Here is an 18,743-nt window from a genome sequence, read left to right as displayed (position 1 = left end):
CGAGATTGCCATGTCCAACATCGTCATCGCCGCCGCCAAGCGCACCGCCATCGGCTCCTTCCTCGGCCAGTTCAATGGCGTGCCGACCCCCACCCTTGGCGCGGCCGCCATCGCCGCCGCCCTGGAGCAGTCGGGTGTCCCGGCCAGCGACGTTTCTGAAGTCCTGATGGGCTGCGTGCTGCCGGCCAACCTCGGCCAGGCGCCGGCCCGCCAGGCGGCGATCGCCGCCGGCATCCCGCTGTCGACCGGTGCCACCACGCTGAACAAGGTGTGCGGTTCGGGCATGAAGACCATCATGCTTGGCCATGATCTGATCAAGGCCGGTTCGGCCCGCATCGTGGTTGCCGGCGGCATGGAGTCGATGTCCAACGCCCCGCACATGCTGCCGAACTCGCGTACCGGCAACCGCTTCGGCAACTTCCAGGCGGTCGACCACATGGCCCACGACGGCCTGGTCAACGCCTACGATGGCAAGGCCATGGGCGAATTCGCCGAATGCGCCGTGGACAAGTACCAGTTCAGCCGCGAAGAGCAGGACGCCTACGCGATCGAATCGGTCAAGCGCGCGCAGGCCGCGCAGGCCAACGGCGCATTCGCCGACGAGATCGTCGCGGTCAAGGTCGCCACCCGCAAGGGTGAGGTCGAGGTCGCTACCGATGAACAGCCCGGCCGATCCGACATTGCCAAGATCCCGACCCTGCGCCCGGCCTTCAAGAAGGATGGCAGCGTCACCGCCGCCAGTTCCTCCAGCATCTCCGACGGCGCCGCTGCAGTGGTCCTGCTGACCGAGGAAGACGCGGCCGCGCGCGGCATCACCCCGCTGGCCCGCATCGTCGGCCACGCCACCCATTCGCAGGAGCCGGAGTGGTTCACCACCGCGCCGATCGGTGCGCTGCACACGCTGCTGGAGAAGACCGGCTGGTCGCTGGACCAGGTCGACCTGTTCGAAATCAACGAAGCCTTCGCCGTGGTGGCGATGGCGCCGATGCGCGAACTGGGCATCCCGCATGACAAGCTCAACGTGAATGGCGGCGCCTGCGCACTGGGCCATCCGATCGGTGCCTCCGGTGCGCGCCTGGTGGTGACGCTGGTCAACGCCCTGCGCACGCGCGGTGGCAAGCGCGGCATTGCCACCCTGTGCATCGGCGGTGGCGAAGCAACGGCTATCGCCATCGAATTGATTTAAATGGATTTAACGATGATTTCGCAAAAATGAATGCGGGATCGCTTGACACCCAATCTTGGCTTGTCATCATGTTGTCGGCGCGCAGCATGCGCGTTGCCTAATTCTAACGACGAGGATTTACACAATGAGCATCAACAAGCTGCTGGTCGCGATGTCCCTGGCTCTGGCCCTGGCCGCCTGCTCGAAGCAGGAAGCTGCCCAGGACGCCGCTGCTTCGGCCAACGAAGCCGCCACCGAAGCCCAGGCTGCTGCCGACCAGGCCGCCGCTGCTGGCGCCCAGACCGCCGACGCTGCCCAGCAGGCCGCTGACACCGCCGCCACCGCTGCTGACGCTTCGGTTGACGCTGCTGCCCAGGCTGGCGCTGCTGCCACCGACGCCGCTGCCGGCGCCGCTGCTGACGCTGCCAAGGCTGCTGAAGGCACCGCTGAGAAGGCCAAGGACGCTGCTGAAGAAGCCAAGAAGTAATAACTTCTTTCTTCACGCTGTTCTGGAAAAGCCGCTGGTTCGCCAGCGGCTTTTTCTTTTGTCGAATGCGCGCGACTGAGCCGCTGCATCGCGACTCCCTCTTCACAATGGCATGAATAGGCTGGCGTCCCCATCCATTGCAGTACCGGAGACCGCCATGAAGATTCGTCCGATCACCACCCCCCTGCTGGCCGCCTCCCTGCTGCTGGCCCTGGCGGCCTGCAAGGGCCCGGAAGCCGAACAGGCCAAGCAGGACGCACAGCAGGCCGCCGACAGCGCGGGCGCTGCCGCCCGTGACGCCGTGGACAAGGCCGCTGAAGCCACCCGCAACGCTGCCGACAAGACCGCTGCCGCTTCCGAGCAGGCTGCCGCCGATACCCAGCAGGCGCTGGACAAGGCTGCAGACGCCACCGCCAACGCCGCCGACAAGGCCAAGGACGCCGCAACCGACGCTGCCGCACACGCCAGCGACGCGACCGCCAACGCGGCACAGAAGGTCGCCGACAAGGCCCGCGATGTCGCCAATGACGCCAAGGCCAATGCCGCCAAGGAAGAAGCCAAGCACTAAGCCCTACCGGCAGCCGAGCATCGACTCGGCGCTACAGGAAAAGCCGCGGCACTGCCGCGGCTTTTCTGCTTTTCGCTCTCTGCCTTTTCTGTTGATTCCGTGGTGTGCGCCCCCGGAAATTGTCCGCGGCCGCGCGGGTGGGTTGCGCAGGGGCGTCCGCAGCATGGATGCCGCGGCCAAGCCCCCGAGGACGGGTTCACGGCGTCCCCTGCGCAACCCACTCGCGCGGCCACCGCCGATATCAGCGCCCACCACGAGGGGCTCCGCCGTTGGCCGCCGCTACGGCAGCGCGCGCGCCAGCATCGCCGTCAGCTCCAACCCCGCCGGCAGCGTCCCGAACGCCAGCCCATGCTCCCCCTCCAGCCGGCTGCGCACGAACGCCTCCGCCACCGGGCTGCGCGCACGCAACAGCAACGCGGCCTGCAGCAGCAGCGCAGTACGCTCGCAGAACAGCCGCGCCTGCGATTCTTCCGGTGGCGGCGCCGATGCCCAGCGCTGCAATGCCGATGCGTAGCGCGCGTCACGGTCTGCCACCGACGTCAGCTCATCGCGCAACGCCGCCATCGCCTCCGGTTCACGCGCCAGCGCACGCAGCACATCCAAGCACTGGATGTTACCGCTGCCCTCCCAGATCGAATTCAACGGTGCCTGCCGGTAGAGGCGCGGCAGCATCGACTCCTCCACGTAACCGGCACCGCCCAGGCACTCCTGTGCTTCATTGACGAAGGCCGGCGCGCGCTTGCACAGCCAGTACTTGCCCAATGCCGTGCCCAGCCGCGCCATCGCCGCTTCGTTGGCATCCACACCGGCGCGATCCACCGCGCGTGCGATGCGCATCGCCAACACCGTGGCCGCTTCCGACTCCAGCGCCAGATCAGCCAGCACGTTGGTCATCAGCGGATGCTCGACCAGCAGCTTGCCGAAGGTGCGTCGATGGCGTGCGTGGTGCAGCGCCTGCGCCAGCGCCATGCGCATCTCCGCCGCTGCACCCAGCATGCAGTCCAGGCGGGTCATCATCACCATGCCGATGATGGTGGCCACGCCGCGCCCCTCTTCGCCCACGCGCCATGCCTGTGCGCCGCAGAACTCGACCTCGCTGGAGGCGTTGGCCCAATCGCCGAGCTTGTCCTTCAGCCGCATCAAACGGAACGCGTTGCGGTCGCCATCGGCCAGCCGGCGCGGCATCAGCAGGCAGGTCAATCCGCCCGGCGCTTGTGCCAACACGAGGAAGCCGTCGCACATCGGAGCGGAGAAGAACCACTTGTGGCCCACCAGGCGATAGCGTTCGCCATCGATCGGTTCAGCACGCGTGCTGTTGGCACGCACGTCGGAACCACCCTGCTTCTCGGTCATGCCCATGCCCAGGGTGATGCCGGCCTTGTCCGTCACCGGCACATCGCGCGGGTCATAGACCGGCGCGGCGGCCTTGCGCGCCCACTCGGCCAGATGGGGCTGGGACTGCAGCACCGCCACGGCCGCATGGGTCATGGTCAAGGGGCAACTGGTGCCAGCTTCGGCCTGGTGATGCAGGTAGCTCAACGCCGCACGTGCCACGTGTGCGCCGGGCTGTGGCTCGTGCCAGGACAATCCAGCGACACCGTGCGACTTGGCCGTACCCATCAGCTGGTGATAGGCCGGATGGAACTCCACCGTATCGATGCGGTGGCCCTGCGCATCATGCGTGCGCAGGCGCGGGCGATCACGGTTGGCGTCGAAGCCGATCCGGTACAGCTCATCCCCCGCCAGTGCGCCATAGACCGCCAGGCGAGGCGCGAAGCTGCCGGCCCCTTCGCGCTGCACGGCGTCCATCAACGCCACGTCGTCGGTCCACAGTTGTCGCCCTGCAAACGGCGGCGGCTGGTTCAGCACCACATGGGTTTCATACGGCGCATTGCTGCTGAAGCTGGGTCCACTCATCCGGTCCATCCTGGCGCCAAGAAGTCTGCGGCCCGATTGTGCCGCATCGCCTGCCAAGCCCGTGTTCAGGCCGGTTCTCACCCTCTGCACGAGACGCAGGCCACAGTGGCCGCATGGCAGACAACGATGATCTGGTGGTGCTGCGCCCGGAGGGGCTGTACTGCGCCGCCGGCGATTTCCATATCGACCCGTGGCGACCGGTACCGCGTGCGGTCATTACCCATGGCCACGGCGACCATGCCCGCCCGGGCATGGGCGAATACCACTGCAGCGACGGCAGCCTGCCGATCCTGCGCTGGCGCCTGGGTGATGTGCCGGTGCAGGCGCACGTCGAGGGCGTGCCGTTCCGCCTGGGGAAGGTGCAGGTATCGCTGCACCCTGCCGGCCACGTCCTCGGCTCTTCGCAGGTGCGCATCGACGACGGCCGGCAGGTCTGGGTAGCCTCGGGCGACTACAAGCGCCAGCCCGACCCGACCTGCGCGCCGTTCGAAGTGGTGCCCTGCGATACCTTCATCACCGAAGCCACCTTCGCCCTGCCCATCTACCGCTGGCCGGACACGCCGGCAGTGGCGGCCGAGATCGTGGCGTGGCGCCGCGAATGCGAACAACGCGGCGAGGCTGCGATCCTGCTGTGCTACGCGCTCGGTAAGGCACAACGCGTGCTTGCCGAGCTGCTGCCGCTGGACGACCGCCCGGCCTGGCTGCACGGTGCCATCGCCAATGGCGTCGCCGTCTACCGGCAAGCCGGCGTGCCGATGCTGGAGACACTCACCGTGGCCGAGCAGGGCCGCCAGCCTGATGCCGCCGGCCAGCTGATCCTCGCCCCGCCCTCGGCTGCGGGCACGCCCTGGATGCGCCGCTTCGGCCGCCACCAGCTGGGCTTCGCATCCGGCTGGATGCAGTTGCGCGGCAATCGGCGGCGCCGCAATGTCGATCGCGGTTTCGTCATTTCCGATCACGCCGATTGGCCAGCGCTGCTGCAGACCATCGAACAGACGGGTGCGCAGCGGGTGATCGCTACCCATGGCAATACCGATGCGTTGATTCCGTTCCTGCGCGAGCGCGGCGTGGCGGCCGAAGCCTTCCGTACCGATTTCGGGAGCGAGGAATGAAGGCCTTCGCCGCGCTTTACCAGCGCCTGGATCGCAGCACCGCGACGCTGGACAAGCGTGCAGCGCTGGTCGATTACTTCCGCCAGGCAGGTGCACACGACGCGGCATGGGCGCTGTACCTGCTCAGCGGTGGCAAGGTGGGCGGTGCACGCCGCAAGATCGCTGCCAGCGGTGAACTGCGCGCCTGGATTGCCGAGGAATCCGGCTTGCCCCCATGGTTGGTGGAAGACAGCTATGCGCAGGTAGGTGACCTGGCCGAAACGCTGACCCTGCTGCTGGATGATCCATCGCAGCCAGCCGTCGACCGCCCGCTGGCCGAATGGATCGAACAGCATCTGCTGGCGGTGGCCAATCAACCTGAAGAAGTGCGCCGTGCGGCGGTCGTCGCAGGCTGGCAGCAACTGTGCAGCGGCGAACGCCTGGTGTTCAACAAGCTGCTGACCGGTGCCCTGCGCGTAGGCGTTTCGCAGCGGCTGGTGCAGCAGGCGCTGGCCGAATGGTCGGGCCTGGACATCGCACGCATCGCCCAGCGCATGCTCGGCGAGTGGGTACCCTCGCCCGGGCTGCTGGGCCAGCTGCTGTCGCCCGATGAGCTTCCCCTGGACCGCCAGCAACCCTACCCGTTCTTCCTCGCATCGCCACTGGAAGGTGAACCTGCCGAACGGCTCGGCCCGATCGATGATTGGCTGCTGGAATGGAAATGGGATGGCATCCGCCTGCAGCTGCTGCGCCGGCGTGGCGAAGTCGCATTGTGGTCACGCGGCGAAGAGCGGCTGGATGGCCGCTTCCCCGAAATCGAACAAGCGGCGATGGCGCTTCCCGATGGCTGCGTGCTGGACGGCGAGCTGCTGGCCTGGGACGAGGCCACCGGCCTGCCGCGTGCCTTCACCGCGCTGCAGACCCGCATCCAGCGCCGCAAACCCGGTGCAGCCACCCTGCGCAACACGCCGGTGCGCGTGCTCGCCTATGACCTGCTGGAACTCGATGGCGCGGACCTGCGCGAGCTCCCGTTGCAGGAACGGCGCATGCGGCTCACCGCCGTGATCGGTGCCCTGGATGATGCGCGGGTCCAGCTGTCGCCCGATGTTGCCGCCGGCGACTGGCCGCAGGCTGCAGCGATGCGCGAGGTGGCGCGCGAGCGCGGCGTGGAAGGGTTGATGCTGAAGCGACGTACGTCTCCTTACCAGGCCGGGCGGCGACGCGGCGACTGGTGGAAATGGAAGGTCGATCCACTCACCATCGATGCGGTGCTGCTGTACGCGCAGGCCGGCCACGGGCGACGCAGCACGCTGTACACCGACTACACCTTCGGCGTCTGGGACGGTGACACACTGGTGCCGGTGGCCAAGGCCTACTCGGGCCTGGACGACAAGGAGATCCTGGCACTCGATCGCTGGATCCGCGCCAATACCCGTGAGCGCTTTGGTCCGGTACGCAGCGTACGCGCCGAGCAGGTCTTCGAGCTGGGCTTCGAAGCGGTCAACCGCAGCAGCCGGCACAAGTCCGGCATCGCCGTGCGCTTTCCGCGCATCCTGCGTTGGCGGCACGACAAGCCTGCCAGCGAGGCCGATCAACTGGCCAGCCTGCAGGCGCTGGCGCGATGACCCGCAGCCAGGCGCTGCGCCGGCTGGAAGACTGGTTTGCCGGTCGTGGCTGGCGTTCCCTGCCGTTCCAGCGCGCAATGTGGCGGCATTACCTTGCCGGTGAATCCGGGTTGCTGCACACGCCCACCGGCAGCGGCAAGACGCTGGCGATGTTTGGCGGCCCGCTGCTGCAGGCCATGATCGACCCAGCGCCTTCGCCCCGCCGCGCCAGTGCGGTGCGCCCGCTGCAGGTGCTATGGGTGACGCCTTTGCGCGCATTGGCAAGCGACACCGCACGCGCACTGCAGGCCGTGGTCGATGGATTGGGGCTGGGATGGCGGGTCGGCCTGCGCAGCGGTGACGCCAGCAGCCGCGAACGACGACAGGCGCGCGAAGGGCGCATCGACGTGCTGGTGACCACGCCGGAATCGCTGGCGCTGCTGTTGAGCTATCCGGATACGCTGCCGCGCATGCGCCAGCTGCGCTGCGTGGTAGTGGACGAATGGCACGAGCTGCTGGGCAACAAGCGCGGCGTCCTGCTGCAGTTGAATCTGGCCGTGCTACGCGATGCCACGCCTGCATTGCAGCTGTGGGGGCTGTCGGCCACGCTGGGCAATCTGGAAGAGGCGCGCGACGTGCTGCTGCCCGGACAGCCCGACGCGCCGATCGTGCAGGGCGTGCGCCCGCGTGCGATCAGCGTGCGCAGCCTGCTGCCTGACCCCGGCGAACGTTTCCCCTGGGCCGGGCATCTGGGCCTGGCGCAGCTGCCTCGCGTGCTGGACGCATTGATGCGGGCACGCAGCAGCCTGTTGTTCACCAACACCCGTGCGCAGGCAGAACTGTGGCATCAGGCACTGGCGGCCGTCTGGCCGGAAGACGCAGCTACGTTGGCGCTGCACCACGGCTCGCTGGATCCTGCGCTGCGCCAGCAGGTGGAAGACGGACTGCGCGCGGGCGCGCTGCGCTGCGTGGTGGCCACCTCCAGCCTCGACCTTGGCGTGGACTTCCCCGAGGTTGAACAGGTACTGCAGTTGGGCAGCCCGAAAGGCGTGGCGCGCCTGCGCCAACGCGCCGGACGAGCACGCCACCGCCCGGGTGCCAGCGGCGCCATCCTGTGCGTGCCCAGCCATGCGCTGGAACTGGCCGAGTACGCCGCGGTGCGCCGTGCCTTGGCCGAACGCGTGGTCGAAGCACGCAGGCCACTCACGCTGTCGCTGGATGTGCTGGCCCAGCATGCGGTCAGCCGCGCCCTGGCCGGTGGCTTCGACAGCGATGCGCTACTGACGCAGGTACGGCGCACCCACGCCTTCGCATCGCTCGGCGACGGTCAATGGCAGGCGGTACTGACCTTCATCGTGCAGGGCGGCCAGGCGCTGGCCCAGTACCCCGATTTCCACAAGGTCGTACGCGATGACGACGGCTGCTACCGCATGCATGATCGCCGCCAGGCACTTCGCCACCGGTTGTCGATCGGCACCATCAGCAGCGATGGCAGCGTGCGCGTGCAGTTCCTGCGCGGTGGTGGCCTGGGCGCCGTGGAGGAGCAGTTCGCCAGCCGGCTGCGCCGTGGCGATCGCTTCCAGTTCGCCGGGCGCCTGCTGGAACTGGTGCAGCTGCGCGACATGACCGCCTTCGTGCGCCTGGCACGAGGGCGCGGTGAGGGTGTCGTGCCGCGATGGCAGGGAGGTCAGTTGCCGCTGTCAACGGCGCTCGGCCGCGAACTGGAGTGGGTCCTGTCCGGTGCCGACGACAGCGCGGAATCACGCTGGCTGGCTCCGCTGTTGGCTCTGCAGGAACAGGTGTCCGCACGCCCCGGGCCGGACCATCTGCTGATTGAAGACGTGCGGCGCCGCGACGGCCAGTTCCTGTTCGTCTATCCGTTTGCCGGCCGCCACGTTCACGAGGCACTGGCCGCGCTGCTGGCGCTGCGGCTCACGCGCCGGCAGCGCAACAGCATCGGCTATGCAGTGAACGACCACGGCCTGGTGCTGGCCCCGGCGCAGACGGTCGATCTGGAGGCGCAGCAGTGGCGGGTGCTGTTCACTGCTGATCAACTGCTCGACGATCTGCGTGCGGCGGTGAACCTGGGCGAGCTGGCGCGACGCCAGTTCCGAGGCATCGCTCGCGTCGCCGGGCTGCTGGTTCCGAGCCCGCCCGGTGGCATGCCGCGTTCGCTGCGCCAGCTGCAGGCCTCGGCGGGCCTGCTGTACGACGTATTGCGCGAGCATGATCCCGACCATCTGCTGCTGGCCCTGGCCGAGCGCGAAGTACTGTACGACAGCCTGGATCTTTCCGGACTGCAGCAGGTACTGGAACGGATCGGCATGCGCTCGCTGTCGGTACAGCGCCCTTCATCACTCACACCACTGGGCTTCCCACTGTGGGCAGAGCGGCTGCGCGGGCAATTCAGCAACGAAGACTGGCGCAGCCGCGTGCAGCGCGCCGCACAACAGCTGGAACGCCGCCATGGCCGATGAACTGCCGCTGCTGCTGGCCGGCGAGCCGTTCATGCTGGTCGGCGCGCGCGCCATGTACTGGCCCGCACGGCAGGCACTGCTGATCGCCGACCTGCACCTGGGCAAGGCCGACGTGTTCCGCCGCGCCGGCATCGCGCTGCCCGCTGGCGGCACCCACACAGACCTGCAGCGCCTGCAGTCAGTGCTTGACGCGCACACCTGCCGCGAACTCTGGATCCTTGGCGACATCCTGCATGGGCCCGCACATCGCGCCGCGTGGTACCAGCAATGGTTGGCATGGCGCGAGCGCAATGCCGCGCTGGACGTGCATGTACTGCGCGGCAATCACGACCGGCAGCTCCCGCATGCGCAGCTGCAGGTCCATATCCACGATGAAGTACGGCTGCAGGCGTTCCTGCTTCGCCATGAGCCGATTCCCGATGCGGCATTGCACGTGATCGCCGGTCATCTGCATCCGCAGATCGCCTTGCCGCCGTTGCGGCGGCGCTTCCCTGCGTTCTGGCTGCGCGAGCGCATGACGATCCTGCCCGCATTCTCCGCGTTCACCGCTGGAATCACGCCCGTACCTGCCCACAGCGAGCGGATGATCGCCTGTGTGGAGGATGGCCTGGTGGAACTGCCCGTGCGATGAATCAGGCTGGGCGGACGCTCAGCGCCGGCATCAGCCGGAAATCAGGCGTGTCATCGTCACGCCGCCACGGCAGGGCCTGGATGGCCACCAGCATTTCCTGCGCACAGGCCCGGATGCGTGCGTGATGCTCGGGCGATGCATGGCTGATCAGGCTGCCGACATGGAATTCGAATACGTCCTCCAGTACGTCGGGCTGGTCCTCATGCAGCATCTGCAGCAGTCCGCGCAGCTTGCAGATTTCCGATTCCAGCTCCTCGACCGCGAACAACATGGCGTCCTCCTCTTCAACATCAGCGGCGCGTCCGGGCCGCAGCAGGCCGCAACGGCGGCGCCACCCGGGCCACGCGCGATATCGATCACGGAAAGGAAAACGGGCGACGCGGCTGTCGCGTGCTCCCCTCTTCTCGCACATCTGCGGTGAGGCAACCGTTAATTCACGTGACGGCAAGCCTCACGCGCCGGCAGTTGCGGCGATGATGCGGGGCGGTTCGGCGGCCGTTGCCAACGCGTCGATGAAGGCCGGATCCAGTGCCAGCGAGCCGAACCAGCCATGCTGCGTGCCACTGAGAACGCGCAGCATGTGGCCACGACCACCAGGCAGGCGCCCCATCGGCCCGAGCAGTACATCACGCGCCTTTGCCCAGGCATCGCGGTCAGACTGGAACAGCGGCGTCAGCCAACGACTCCAGCGCTGATAAACCGCCACATGTGCGCGTCGCTGCGCCTGGTAGGCCTGCAGTGCCACCGCACCGCCGCCATGGCTGCGCACGGCATCGCGCAGCGCCAGTGCATCGAGCAGCGCCATGTTCACCCCCTGCCCCAGCTGCGGGCTCATCGCGTGCGCGGCATCTCCGGCCAGTACCATGCGACCCTGATGCCAACGCGTCATCACTGCATCGCGATAGATCGCGCGCGCCATCTGGCCGGGGTCGCGCAGATGGGCGAAGCGCGCAGCGGCCTGCGGCCACAGCGTGTGCAGTTCCTCCAACCAGGCGGGCATGCCATCGCTCTGCCAACGCTCGAAGTCGGCACGTGGCAGGCTCCAGAAGAAGCTCAGGCGCGGCGTGTCATCACCGGGCCGCGTACCGACCGGCAGCAGGCCGATCATCTTGCGCGCAGCCACATAGCGTTGGCGCAGCTCCCGCACGTGTGGCCAGTCCTCGGCCGGCAGCAGGCACCACAACGCCCCCCACGGATACACACGGTCCAGCCCGGCACCGCCTGCGATGGTGCCGCGCAGCGTTGATGCAGCGCCATCGGCGACCACCACCAGATCGAACGGGCCGTGCATGCGCCCTTCGCTGTCGCGCAGGCGGCCCTGCTCGGCATCCACTGCGGCAATGGTGACGCCGGCATGCAGCTGGCCCGCCCCCGCACGCGCTTCGTCCAGCAGCGAGAACAAGGCCCCGCGCTGCATGCCAAGGCCGTGCAGGCGCGTATCCAGGCCGTCGTAGCGCATGTCCATCACTGCGCGTTCGCACGGCGTATCGCCATACAGGCGGTGCACCGGAGCGGCATGCGCGCGCACTGCATCAAGCAGGCCCATCTGCCACAGCACCTGCAGGCCGCTGGGTTGCAGCAGGAAGCCGGCGCCAACCGGTCCCGGCGTGGGCACGCGTTCGAAAATTTCCACCTCGTGGCCGTCACGGGTGAGCAGGATGGACACTGCCTGTCCAGCGGTGCCGTAGCCGATCACGGCAATACGCAGTCGTTCCGTCATGGCCGCATTGTGCCCGAGGAGGGTTGCGATGGAGAAGGGAGTCCGCACACGGCATCCACGCCTGGCGTGGATCTGCTGCCCCCCAAAAAAAACCCCGCCGAAGCGGGGTTTTCAACGCACTGTCGAGTGGATCACTCGGCCGGCGTGATGTTCGAAGCCTGGGCGCCCTTGGGGCCCTGGGTCACGTCATAGGTGACACGCTGGCCTTCCTGCAGGCTGCGGAAGCCCTTGGAGTTGATGGCGGAGAAGTGCGCGAACACGTCGGCGCTGCCATCCTCCGGCGAGATGAAGCCAAATCCCTTGGCGTCGTTGAACCACTTGACGGTACCGTTCGGCATGGTGATGCGAGACCTTATGCAATGAATGGGTGGTGTACGCTGAACCCGCGCACAAGCTGAGTATGCAAAGCTTGCACGGGGAAGACAATCACCCCCGCGCCAATTCGCCCACCAGTTCCGGAAGTCCGTTGCTTGCCGCCTGCACGTTGGCCAGCACTTCGGCCATCGTAATCTCCTCGCCATCACCACACCCGGCAGCCCAGTTGGCGATGATCGCCAGGCAGGCATAATCCAGCCCCAGCTCGCGTGCCAGCGCGGCTTCCGGCATGCCGGTCATGCCCACCAGGTCGCAGCCGTCGCGGCGCATCCGGGCGATTTCAGCGATGGTTTCCAGGCGCGGCCCCTGCGTTGCGCCATAGCAGCCACCGTCATGGACCGTGACGCCGGTCACTTTGGCCGCGGCCAGGATCTTGCTGCGCAGCATCGGCGTGTACGGATGGCCGAAATCGACGTGGACCACGTCGGTGCCTTCTTCTTCACAGATCGTGCTGATCCGGCCCCAGGTGTAATCGATGATCTGGTCCGGGCAAGCCAGAACGCGCGGACCGAAGTTCTCGGTGATGCCACCGACCGTGTTCAACGCCAGCACGCGCTGCGCGCCCAGCTGCTGCAGCGCGGCAAGGTTGGCGCGGTAGTTGATCTTGTGCGGCGGCAGCGAATGCCCCTCGCCGTGCCGCGCCAGGAATGCCACGCGATGGCCGAGCAGTGTACCGACGCGCACCGGGCCGGACGGGCGGCCGAAGCGGGTGTCGACCTCGTGGGTCTGCACGTCGTCAAGCTTGGCCAGGTTGTAGACACCGGTACCGCCGATCACGGCCAGGGCGATCTGTTGCATTCGAAGCACTCCATGAAAAGACGAACGCCGGCACCCTAGGATGCCGGCGATGGAAGAAGACGCGCCGCAGGCGGCTGCGCCGTTATTCCTTCATTGCGTAGATGGCCGGCACGCAGCGCAGGGTTTCGTTGACGTCCATGCCGAAGCCGAACACGTAGCGGTCCGGCAGTTCGATGCCGGCATAGTCGGCAGTCACGTCCGGCAGTGCGCGATCGTGCTTCTTCACCGTCATCGCGGCGATGCGTACGTCGGTCGCGCCCTGTTCCAGGCACCAGGTGCGCACGCCCTGCAGGGTGTAGCCCTCGTCCAGAATGTCGTCGACCAGCAGCACGCGGCGGCCGAACAGCGAGGTGGCCGGCTTGTGCTTCCAGACCAGGTCGCCGCCGGTGGTTTCGCCACGGTAGCGGGTGGCGTGCAGGTAATCGAACTGCACGTCCTGGCCGCGCGCGCCCAGTTCCAGTGCCAGCTGGCCGGCGAACGGCAGCGCACCGTGCATGATGGACAGGAACAGCGGCACCTCGCCCTTGTAATCGCGCGCGATGGCGTCGGCGATACCAGCGATGGCCTTGTCGATGGTGGGGCGGTCGACCAGCAGGTCAGCCTGGGCCAGGGCCTGGGAAATGGTGAGGTTAGGCATCAGACGGTTCTTCCAAGGGTTTCAAGCAGACGGGATTGGGTGTCGCCATGGCGGGCATCGGCCAGCAGGCCGTCCCAGCCAAGCGCGCCGCGGCCGAGCAGGCCCAGCAGCGCAGCAGTATTGAGGGAACGCCCCTGCACTGCGTGCAGGGCTTCATCGACCAGTTCCGGGTGGCAGACCAGCACCACGTCGCAGCCGGCATCCAGATGCGCGTGCACGCGTGCCGGCACGCCACCGGCGCTGTGCGAGGCCGCCATGCCGATGTCATCGGAGAACACCACGCCGCGGAAGCCGAGCTCGCCGCGCAGGATGTCCTGGATCCAGCGCGGCGAATAGCCGGCCGGTTCAGGCGCAATCTGCGGGTAGATCACGTGCGCCATCATCACGGCATCGGCACCGGCGGCGATGCCGGCCTGGAATGGCACCAGGTCCTGCGCGCGCAGCTCGTCCAGCGCGCGCGGATCGATCGCGGTATCCACGTGGGTGTCTTCCAGCACGGTGCCGTGGCCGGGGAAATGCTTGAGCGTGGCGGCCATGCCGACCGCATGCATGCCACGCACATAGGCGGCGGTGAACGCGGCCACCACCTGCGGGTCTTCACTGAAGGCGCGGTTGCCGATGGCGCGGTTGCCGCGCCCCAGGTCGACCACCGGCGCGAAGCTGAGATCCAGGCCGCTGGCACGCACTTCGCTGGCCATCAGCCAGGCGTGCTGCTCGGCCAGGGCCAGTGCCTGCTGCGGATCGGTGGCATACAGCGCCCCGATGTCCTGCAACGGCGGCAGCTCGCTGTAGCCCTCGCGGAAACGCTGCACGCGGCCGCCTTCCTGGTCCACGCAGATCAGCTGCGGGCGCGGCGCGGCAGCGCGGATCGCCGCGCTCAGATCGGTCACCTGCTGGCGCGAGGCGAAGTTGCGCTTGAACAGCACCACCCCGGCCACGGCATCGTGCTGCAGCCAGTCGCGTTCCTGGGCAGTGAGTTCGGTGCCGGCAACGCCGATCAGCAGCATGGTCGATCTCCACAACGCGCGCCCGCATGGCGCAGTGCCGCATTGTCGCAGAACCGGCCGGCAGGCGCAGTGGTCAGAAAAAGGGGACGGAGGGGATTAAGCCGCAATAGGCCCCTACGGGCTGGATACGTCTTGATTCCCTCCGTCCCCTTTTCGGGGCGGTCAGACCTTGCAGCCGTCAGGGCCGCAGGACTCGTCTCCGTCAACCGAAGCTGCCGGGGCGCCCTGTTCGGCCGCGATCTGGCGCAGGGCGTTGGCGAAGGCCTCTGGGGGCTGTGCCCCGGAAATGGCCCACTTTCCATCGATGACGAAGGTCGGCACCGAAGAAATGCCCAGCGCATGGGCCTCCGCCAGCTTGGCTTCGACCTCGGCCAGACCGCGGGCGGAGGCCAGCATCTGCGCGATTTCGCCGCCATCCAGGCCGCCCGCCACACCGGCCTTGATCAGCACCGTACTGTCCGCCAGGTTCTGGCCATGCTCGAAGTGGGCGCGGAACAGCGCTTCGCCGACCGCATCCTGCACGCCGTGCTGGCCGGCCAGCCACAGCACCCGGTGCGCCGGCAGCGTGGTCACCCGCACCTGGCCCTGGCCGAAGTCCATCGGCAGGCCTTCGGCACGCGCCGTGGTCTGGGTCTGGCCGAGAATCTGCTCGGTGCGCTCGACGCCGCCGAACTTGCGCACGTAGGCCTCGCGCAGCGGCACCGGGGTGGCGTCCACATCTGGGTCCAGCTGGAACGGCTGCCAATGGATGTCGAGTTCAGGCGCGTCCGCGCCCAGCAACTGCACACCCTGCTGGAAACGATGCTTGCCAATCCAGCACCAGGGGCAGACCACGTCGGAGTAGATATCGATTCTCATCCCCCCGACATGGGGGCCGCGCCCCTCGATAAAAGGGGACGGAGGGGATTAAGTCGTTTTCAGCACAGGTGGGGTAAAGACGACTTAATCCCCTCCGTCCCCTTTTGGGGGGCTCACCACTCTGAATACGGATGACTGGCCAGGGCAACGTTGTAGTAGCGGGCGTCATCAGTGACTTCGGCGCCGACCCAGTCCGGCAGGTCAATGACCTGGTCGGCGCTGTCGAGCTCGACCTCGGCCACGACCAGGCCGGCGTTGTCGCCGAGGAACTCGTCCACTTCCCACGTCAGGCCGGCGTGTTCGACCAGGTGGCGGCGCTTGTCGATCAGGCCACCCACGCACAACGCCAGCAGCGCGCGTGCGTCCTCCACCGGAATCGGGTAATCGAATTCCTGCCGGGTGTGGCCGATGGTGCGCGACTTCAGGTTCAGCGCGGCGTGGTCGCCCTCGATGCGCACGCGCACCGAGGCGTTCTGGGTGCCGCGATCCAGCGCGCCCATGTCGTTGATATAGCCCTGCGCCATCGGGATCACCCGGTGCGCGACGGTGCGCCAGCCATCACTGCTGACGAGGAATTTGCGTTCGATTTCGATGCCCATCGCGCCATTATGCGCGATGGGCATGACAGCCGATCAGCGCTTCTCGAACACCGCGATGCTTTCCACGTGTGCGGTGTGCGGGAACATGTCCATGGCACCGGCGCTGACCAGGGTGAAGCCCTGTTCGTTGACCAGATAGCCGGCATCGCGTGCCAGCGAGCCCGGATGGCAGCTGACGTAGACGATCCGCTTGAACTGCTTCAGCGGCAGCTGCTGCAGTACTTCGATCGCGCCCGAGCGCGGCGGGTCCAGCAGCAGCTTGTCGAAGCCCTGGCGCATCCAGGGGGTGCTGCGCTGGTCCTGGGTGAGGTCGGCGCTGAAGAACTGCGCGTTGGCCAGGCCATTGCGCTCGGCATTCTCACGGGCACGCGCGACGAGGCCGGCATCACCTTCCACACCCACCACTTCGCGCACGCGACGGGCCAGCGGCAGGGTGAAGTTGCCCAAGCCGCAGAACAGGTCCAGCACGCGCTCGTCCTCGCCCGGTTCCAGCAGGTCCAGGGCGTGGGCGATCATCTTCTCGTTGAGCTTGGCGTTGACCTGGATGAAGTCCAGCGGACGGAACGCCAGCTCTACATCCCACGGCGCAAGCCGGAACGACAGCGGCACACCCTGCCCGTCCAGCGGCTGCACGGTGTCCACGCCACCGGACTGCAGGTAGATCACGAAGCCGTGCTGCTGGCCGAAGGCGGCCCAGGCCGCACGATCGGCGTCGCTGAGTGGCTGCAGGTGGCGCACGGTCAGGACCACGGCCTGGTCGCCGGCAATGAACTCGATCTGCGGGATATCGCGCTTGCCATCGAGCGATTCGATGAAGGTGGACAGCGCCTCGACCTTGGTGCCGATCTCCGGGATCACGGTCAGGCACTGGCTGAGGTCGGCGACGAAACGCGGATCCTGTTCACGGAAACCGACCAGGGTCTTGTCCTTCTTCTCGACCCGACGCACCGAGAAGCGGCCCTTGCGCCGGTAGCCCCAGCTCTCGCCGACCAGCGGCGCCAGCACGGTACCCGGCTTCACGTGGCCGATGCGCTCCAGGTTGTCCATCAGCACGCGCTGCTTGGCCACGATCTGCTGGTCTTCATCCAGGTGCTGCAGCACGCAGCCGGCACAGGTGCCGAAGTGCGGGCACTTCGGGGTCACGCGCTGCGGCGAGGCCTGCAGCACTTCCACCGTGCGCGCTTCGTCGAAATGGCGGCTGCGGGCGGTCTGTTCGGCCATGACCACTTCACCCGGCAGGGCGCCGCTGACGAAGGTGACCTTGCCGCCCTCGCCTTCACGGCGGGCGACGCCGCGACCATCATGGCTGAGGTCGAGGATCTCGGTCTGGAACGGAGTACGGTCGGTGCGGGAGCGGGAGCGGGATCGGGCCACGTGGCAACAGGCTGCGGGCAAAAATGGGGGCGTATTGTCGCAGATCCTGACCGGCAGGGTCCGGACCCGCTTGCGCCCGCCGCCGCCGTGCTTGATGATTGCGGTCAGCTGACATGGAGGCAGCCCTGATGCAGATGACCCCGCGGGCCAGCCGGCCCCGCTTCCTGCTTGTCGAGGACGACATCATCAGCCGCGGTTTTTTCAAAGCGGCGTTGGAAACGTTACCGGCGGACGTGGACACCGCAGATTCACTGGCCAGTGCGCTGGCGAGCGCCGAGCCCGGCGCGCATGACCTGTGGCTGATCGACGTCAATCTACCCGACGGCAATGGCGCGCAGCTGCTGCGCGAGCTGCGCCGTTCACACCCCGATACCCCGGCGTTGGCGCATACCGCCGACGGCGATACCTCGATCCACGCGCGCCTGCGCGAGGCAGGCTTCAGCGACACGCTGGTCAAGCCGCTGGGGCGCGACCAGCTGCTGAAGGCGGTGCGCCGCGCACTGGTCAACAGTCCGGCCGGGATCGTCATGGCCCAGGCGCCGGCCGCGGTCGAGCTGCAGGTACAGGACTGGGACGAGACGGCGGCGCTGGCTGCGCTGAATGGCCAGCGCAACCACCTGATCGCGCTGCGCGAGCTGTTCCTGGCCGAGCTGCCGGGCGTACGCGACGCGGTCGAGCAGGCGGTGGACCAGCATGACGAGCGCCAGCTGCGCAGCCAGTTGCATCGGCTGCAGGCGAGCTGTGGTTTCGTGGGTGCGGCACGCTTGGCCCGTGCGGTGCGCCAGTTGCATCATGCGCCCGAGTCCGGGCAGGCCCAGGATGGGTTTCGCGACGCGGTGGCGGCCCTGCTGCATTGAGGGTTTTTCGGCAGGGCTGCGCCCTGCACCCGCAGAGGCTTCAAGCCAAGGCAACAGCAAAAGCAAAAGCTGGCATTCCGTGGGCTGGCGGGGCGGTATCGGAGTGCGGGGACGCCGTAAACCCGTCCATGGGGGCTTGGCAGCCGCATCCATGCGGCTGACACCCCGCACTCCGACACCGCCCCACCTCTGACAGTTTGCCGCGATCGGGTAGATCCACGCCATGCGTGGATGAATTTCTGTCAGATATCGAAATCAATCTAGGGTCGGATCCGTTTTCCTGTGGAAAACGGATCCGACCCCATGCCATTCCGACAGCTCGCAAGAATCTGTCGAAGGCGGGGTGGGTCCGGTTGAGGGGGCGTGAGCCGCATGGGCCCGAGGCATGCCTCGGGCGGGTTGGGCAGGACGCCCAACCCCGGTCTTGCCGTGTGCGCAGGACAGCGCACACGAGCAAGCGGCGACCGAGCTTACATGGGTGAGGGCGCTTTGCTTGCGAAGCACTGCTTCGCAAGCGCCCGAACGCACAGCCGCCAGCGGCTGGGCCGGACCCCGGAGGGGGACTTGCAGCGCCCCCC

General features: G+C 67.5%; 18 protein-coding genes. 8 read left to right on the top strand and 10 right to left on the bottom strand.

The features are described 5' to 3' along the window. Positions 1-10 precede the first annotated feature (10 nt). From HLA98_RS19930 to HLA98_RS19920, 3 genes are all read left to right on the top strand, one after another. On the top strand, positions 11-1,186 hold the full coding sequence (locus HLA98_RS19930; RefSeq protein ID WP_057499278.1) for a thiolase family protein: 1,176 nt from the start codon (positions 11-13) through the stop codon (positions 1,184-1,186). A 124-nt stretch (positions 1,187-1,310) separates the two neighbouring features. Beyond that, on the top strand, positions 1,311-1,652 hold the full coding sequence (locus HLA98_RS19925; protein ID WP_004153024.1) for a hypothetical protein: 342 nt from the start codon (positions 1,311-1,313) through the stop codon (positions 1,650-1,652). A gap of 157 nt (positions 1,653-1,809) precedes the next feature. Then, positions 1,810-2,220 carry a hypothetical protein gene (locus HLA98_RS19920; RefSeq protein WP_057499277.1) on the top strand — a complete coding sequence of 137 codons (411 nt, stop codon included), beginning with the start codon at positions 1,810-1,812 and terminating at the stop codon, positions 2,218-2,220. Between the two features lie 279 nt (positions 2,221-2,499). Here the strand turns inward: HLA98_RS19920 and HLA98_RS19915 are convergent, their stop codons facing one another. Then, positions 2,500-4,137: an acyl-CoA dehydrogenase family protein gene (locus tag HLA98_RS19915; RefSeq protein ID WP_049445159.1), complete on the bottom strand. Its 1,638-nt coding sequence runs from the start codon at positions 4,135-4,137 to the stop codon at positions 2,500-2,502. 113 nt (positions 4,138-4,250) lie between these two features. On the opposite strand from HLA98_RS19915, the gene HLA98_RS19910 reads away from it, so the two are divergent. The 4 genes from HLA98_RS19910 to pdeM are packed head-to-tail and all read left to right on the top strand — an operon-like array spanning position 4,251 to position 9,940. Continuing rightward, positions 4,251-5,249 (top strand): ligase-associated DNA damage response exonuclease, encoded by a 999-nt coding sequence (locus HLA98_RS19910; protein ID WP_057499276.1) that lies wholly within the window; start codon positions 4,251-4,253, stop codon positions 5,247-5,249. Next, positions 5,246-6,853, top strand: coding sequence for an ATP-dependent DNA ligase (locus HLA98_RS19905; protein WP_057499275.1), 1,608 nt, complete (start codon positions 5,246-5,248; stop codon positions 6,851-6,853). Before HLA98_RS19910 ends, HLA98_RS19905 begins: the two co-directional genes overlap by 4 nt. Continuing rightward, on the top strand, positions 6,850-9,309 hold the full coding sequence (locus HLA98_RS19900) for a ligase-associated DNA damage response DEXH box helicase (RefSeq protein WP_057499274.1): 2,460 nt from the start codon (positions 6,850-6,852) through the stop codon (positions 9,307-9,309). The genes HLA98_RS19905 and HLA98_RS19900 overlap by 4 nt, the downstream gene beginning before the upstream one ends. Then, positions 9,299-9,940: a ligase-associated DNA damage response endonuclease PdeM gene (gene pdeM, locus HLA98_RS19895; protein WP_049445169.1), complete on the top strand. Its 642-nt coding sequence runs from the start codon at positions 9,299-9,301 to the stop codon at positions 9,938-9,940. Before HLA98_RS19900 ends, pdeM begins: the two co-directional genes overlap by 11 nt. Before the next feature lies 1 nt (position 9,941). On the opposite strand, the gene HLA98_RS19890 is transcribed toward pdeM, so the two are convergent. The 9 genes from HLA98_RS19890 to rlmD form a co-directional block, all read right to left on the bottom strand. Then, complete coding sequence (locus tag HLA98_RS19890) at positions 9,942-10,211, bottom strand: hypothetical protein (RefSeq protein WP_049445172.1); 270 nt, start codon at positions 10,209-10,211, stop codon at positions 9,942-9,944. A 180-nt stretch (positions 10,212-10,391) separates the two neighbouring features. After that, complete coding sequence (locus HLA98_RS19885; protein ID WP_057499273.1) at positions 10,392-11,660, bottom strand: FAD-dependent oxidoreductase; 1,269 nt, start codon at positions 11,658-11,660, stop codon at positions 10,392-10,394. 131 nt (positions 11,661-11,791) lie between these two features. Next, entirely contained in the window at positions 11,792-11,998 is a 207-nt protein-coding gene (locus HLA98_RS19880; RefSeq protein WP_005410590.1) for a cold-shock protein, read from the bottom strand. 88 nt (positions 11,999-12,086) lie between these two features. Continuing rightward, positions 12,087-12,833 (bottom strand): S-methyl-5'-thioinosine phosphorylase, encoded by a 747-nt coding sequence (locus HLA98_RS19875; RefSeq protein WP_005410591.1) that lies wholly within the window; start codon positions 12,831-12,833, stop codon positions 12,087-12,089. Between the two features lie 82 nt (positions 12,834-12,915). After that, on the bottom strand, positions 12,916-13,470 hold the full coding sequence (locus HLA98_RS19870; protein ID WP_005410592.1) for a hypoxanthine-guanine phosphoribosyltransferase: 555 nt from the start codon (positions 13,468-13,470) through the stop codon (positions 12,916-12,918). Continuing rightward, positions 13,470-14,477 carry a beta-N-acetylhexosaminidase gene (gene nagZ / locus HLA98_RS19865; protein ID WP_049444916.1) on the bottom strand — a complete coding sequence of 336 codons (1,008 nt, stop codon included), beginning with the start codon at positions 14,475-14,477 and terminating at the stop codon, positions 13,470-13,472. Before nagZ ends, HLA98_RS19870 begins: the two co-directional genes overlap by 1 nt. Positions 14,478-14,639: 162 nt before the next feature. Then, on the bottom strand, positions 14,640-15,335 hold the full coding sequence (locus tag HLA98_RS19860; protein WP_057499272.1) for a DsbA family oxidoreductase: 696 nt from the start codon (positions 15,333-15,335) through the stop codon (positions 14,640-14,642). Between the two features lie 113 nt (positions 15,336-15,448). Further along, positions 15,449-15,934, bottom strand: coding sequence for a CYTH domain-containing protein (locus HLA98_RS19855; RefSeq protein WP_049444912.1), 486 nt, complete (start codon positions 15,932-15,934; stop codon positions 15,449-15,451). Positions 15,935-15,967: 33 nt separating this feature from the next. Next, positions 15,968-17,308 carry a 23S rRNA (uracil(1939)-C(5))-methyltransferase RlmD gene (gene rlmD / locus HLA98_RS19850; protein ID WP_057499271.1) on the bottom strand — a complete coding sequence of 447 codons (1,341 nt, stop codon included), beginning with the start codon at positions 17,306-17,308 and terminating at the stop codon, positions 15,968-15,970. Positions 17,309-17,436: 128 nt separating this feature from the next. Here rlmD and HLA98_RS19845 point away from each other — a divergent pair, with 128 nt between their 5' ends. Then, entirely contained in the window at positions 17,437-18,165 is a 729-nt protein-coding gene (locus HLA98_RS19845) for a response regulator (RefSeq protein ID WP_049444940.1), read from the top strand. Positions 18,166-18,743 lie beyond the last annotated feature (578 nt).

Source organism: Stenotrophomonas africana (genome assembly GCF_013004645.1).
Classification (GTDB): Bacteria; Pseudomonadota; Gammaproteobacteria; order Xanthomonadales; family Xanthomonadaceae; genus Stenotrophomonas; species Stenotrophomonas africana.
This window is presented reverse-complemented; position numbering and strand designations above follow the sequence as displayed.

Excerpts from the sequence above, each read along its gene's own strand:
- HLA98_RS19930 (WP_057499278.1), top strand. The coding sequence starts at position 11 with ATGTCCAACATCGTCATCGCCGCCGCCAAGCGCACCGCCATCGGCTCC.
- HLA98_RS19925 (WP_004153024.1), top strand. The coding sequence starts at position 1,311 with ATGAGCATCAACAAGCTGCTGGTCGCGATGTCCCTGGCTCTGGCCCTG.
- HLA98_RS19920 (WP_057499277.1), top strand. The coding sequence starts at position 1,810 with ATGAAGATTCGTCCGATCACCACCCCCCTGCTGGCCGCCTCCCTGCTG.
- HLA98_RS19915 (WP_049445159.1), bottom strand. The coding sequence starts at position 4,137 with ATGAGTGGACCCAGCTTCAGCAGCAATGCGCCGTATGAAACCCATGTG.
- HLA98_RS19910 (WP_057499276.1), top strand. The coding sequence starts at position 4,251 with ATGGCAGACAACGATGATCTGGTGGTGCTGCGCCCGGAGGGGCTGTAC.
- HLA98_RS19905 (WP_057499275.1), top strand. The coding sequence starts at position 5,246 with ATGAAGGCCTTCGCCGCGCTTTACCAGCGCCTGGATCGCAGCACCGCG.
- HLA98_RS19900 (WP_057499274.1), top strand. The coding sequence starts at position 6,850 with ATGACCCGCAGCCAGGCGCTGCGCCGGCTGGAAGACTGGTTTGCCGGT.
- pdeM (WP_049445169.1), top strand. The coding sequence starts at position 9,299 with ATGGCCGATGAACTGCCGCTGCTGCTGGCCGGCGAGCCGTTCATGCTG.
- HLA98_RS19890 (WP_049445172.1), bottom strand. The coding sequence starts at position 10,211 with ATGTTGTTCGCGGTCGAGGAGCTGGAATCGGAAATCTGCAAGCTGCGC.
- HLA98_RS19885 (WP_057499273.1), bottom strand. The coding sequence starts at position 11,660 with ATGACGGAACGACTGCGTATTGCCGTGATCGGCTACGGCACCGCTGGA.
- HLA98_RS19880 (WP_005410590.1), bottom strand. The coding sequence starts at position 11,998 with ATGCCGAACGGTACCGTCAAGTGGTTCAACGACGCCAAGGGATTTGGC.
- HLA98_RS19875 (WP_005410591.1), bottom strand. The coding sequence starts at position 12,833 with ATGCAACAGATCGCCCTGGCCGTGATCGGCGGTACCGGTGTCTACAAC.
- HLA98_RS19870 (WP_005410592.1), bottom strand. The coding sequence starts at position 13,470 with ATGCCTAACCTCACCATTTCCCAGGCCCTGGCCCAGGCTGACCTGCTG.
- nagZ (WP_049444916.1), bottom strand. The coding sequence starts at position 14,477 with ATGCTGCTGATCGGCGTTGCCGGCACCGAACTCACTGCCCAGGAACGC.
- HLA98_RS19860 (WP_057499272.1), bottom strand. The coding sequence starts at position 15,335 with ATGAGAATCGATATCTACTCCGACGTGGTCTGCCCCTGGTGCTGGATT.
- HLA98_RS19855 (WP_049444912.1), bottom strand. The coding sequence starts at position 15,934 with ATGGGCATCGAAATCGAACGCAAATTCCTCGTCAGCAGTGATGGCTGG.
- HLA98_RS19845 (WP_049444940.1), top strand. The coding sequence starts at position 17,437 with ATGCAGATGACCCCGCGGGCCAGCCGGCCCCGCTTCCTGCTTGTCGAG.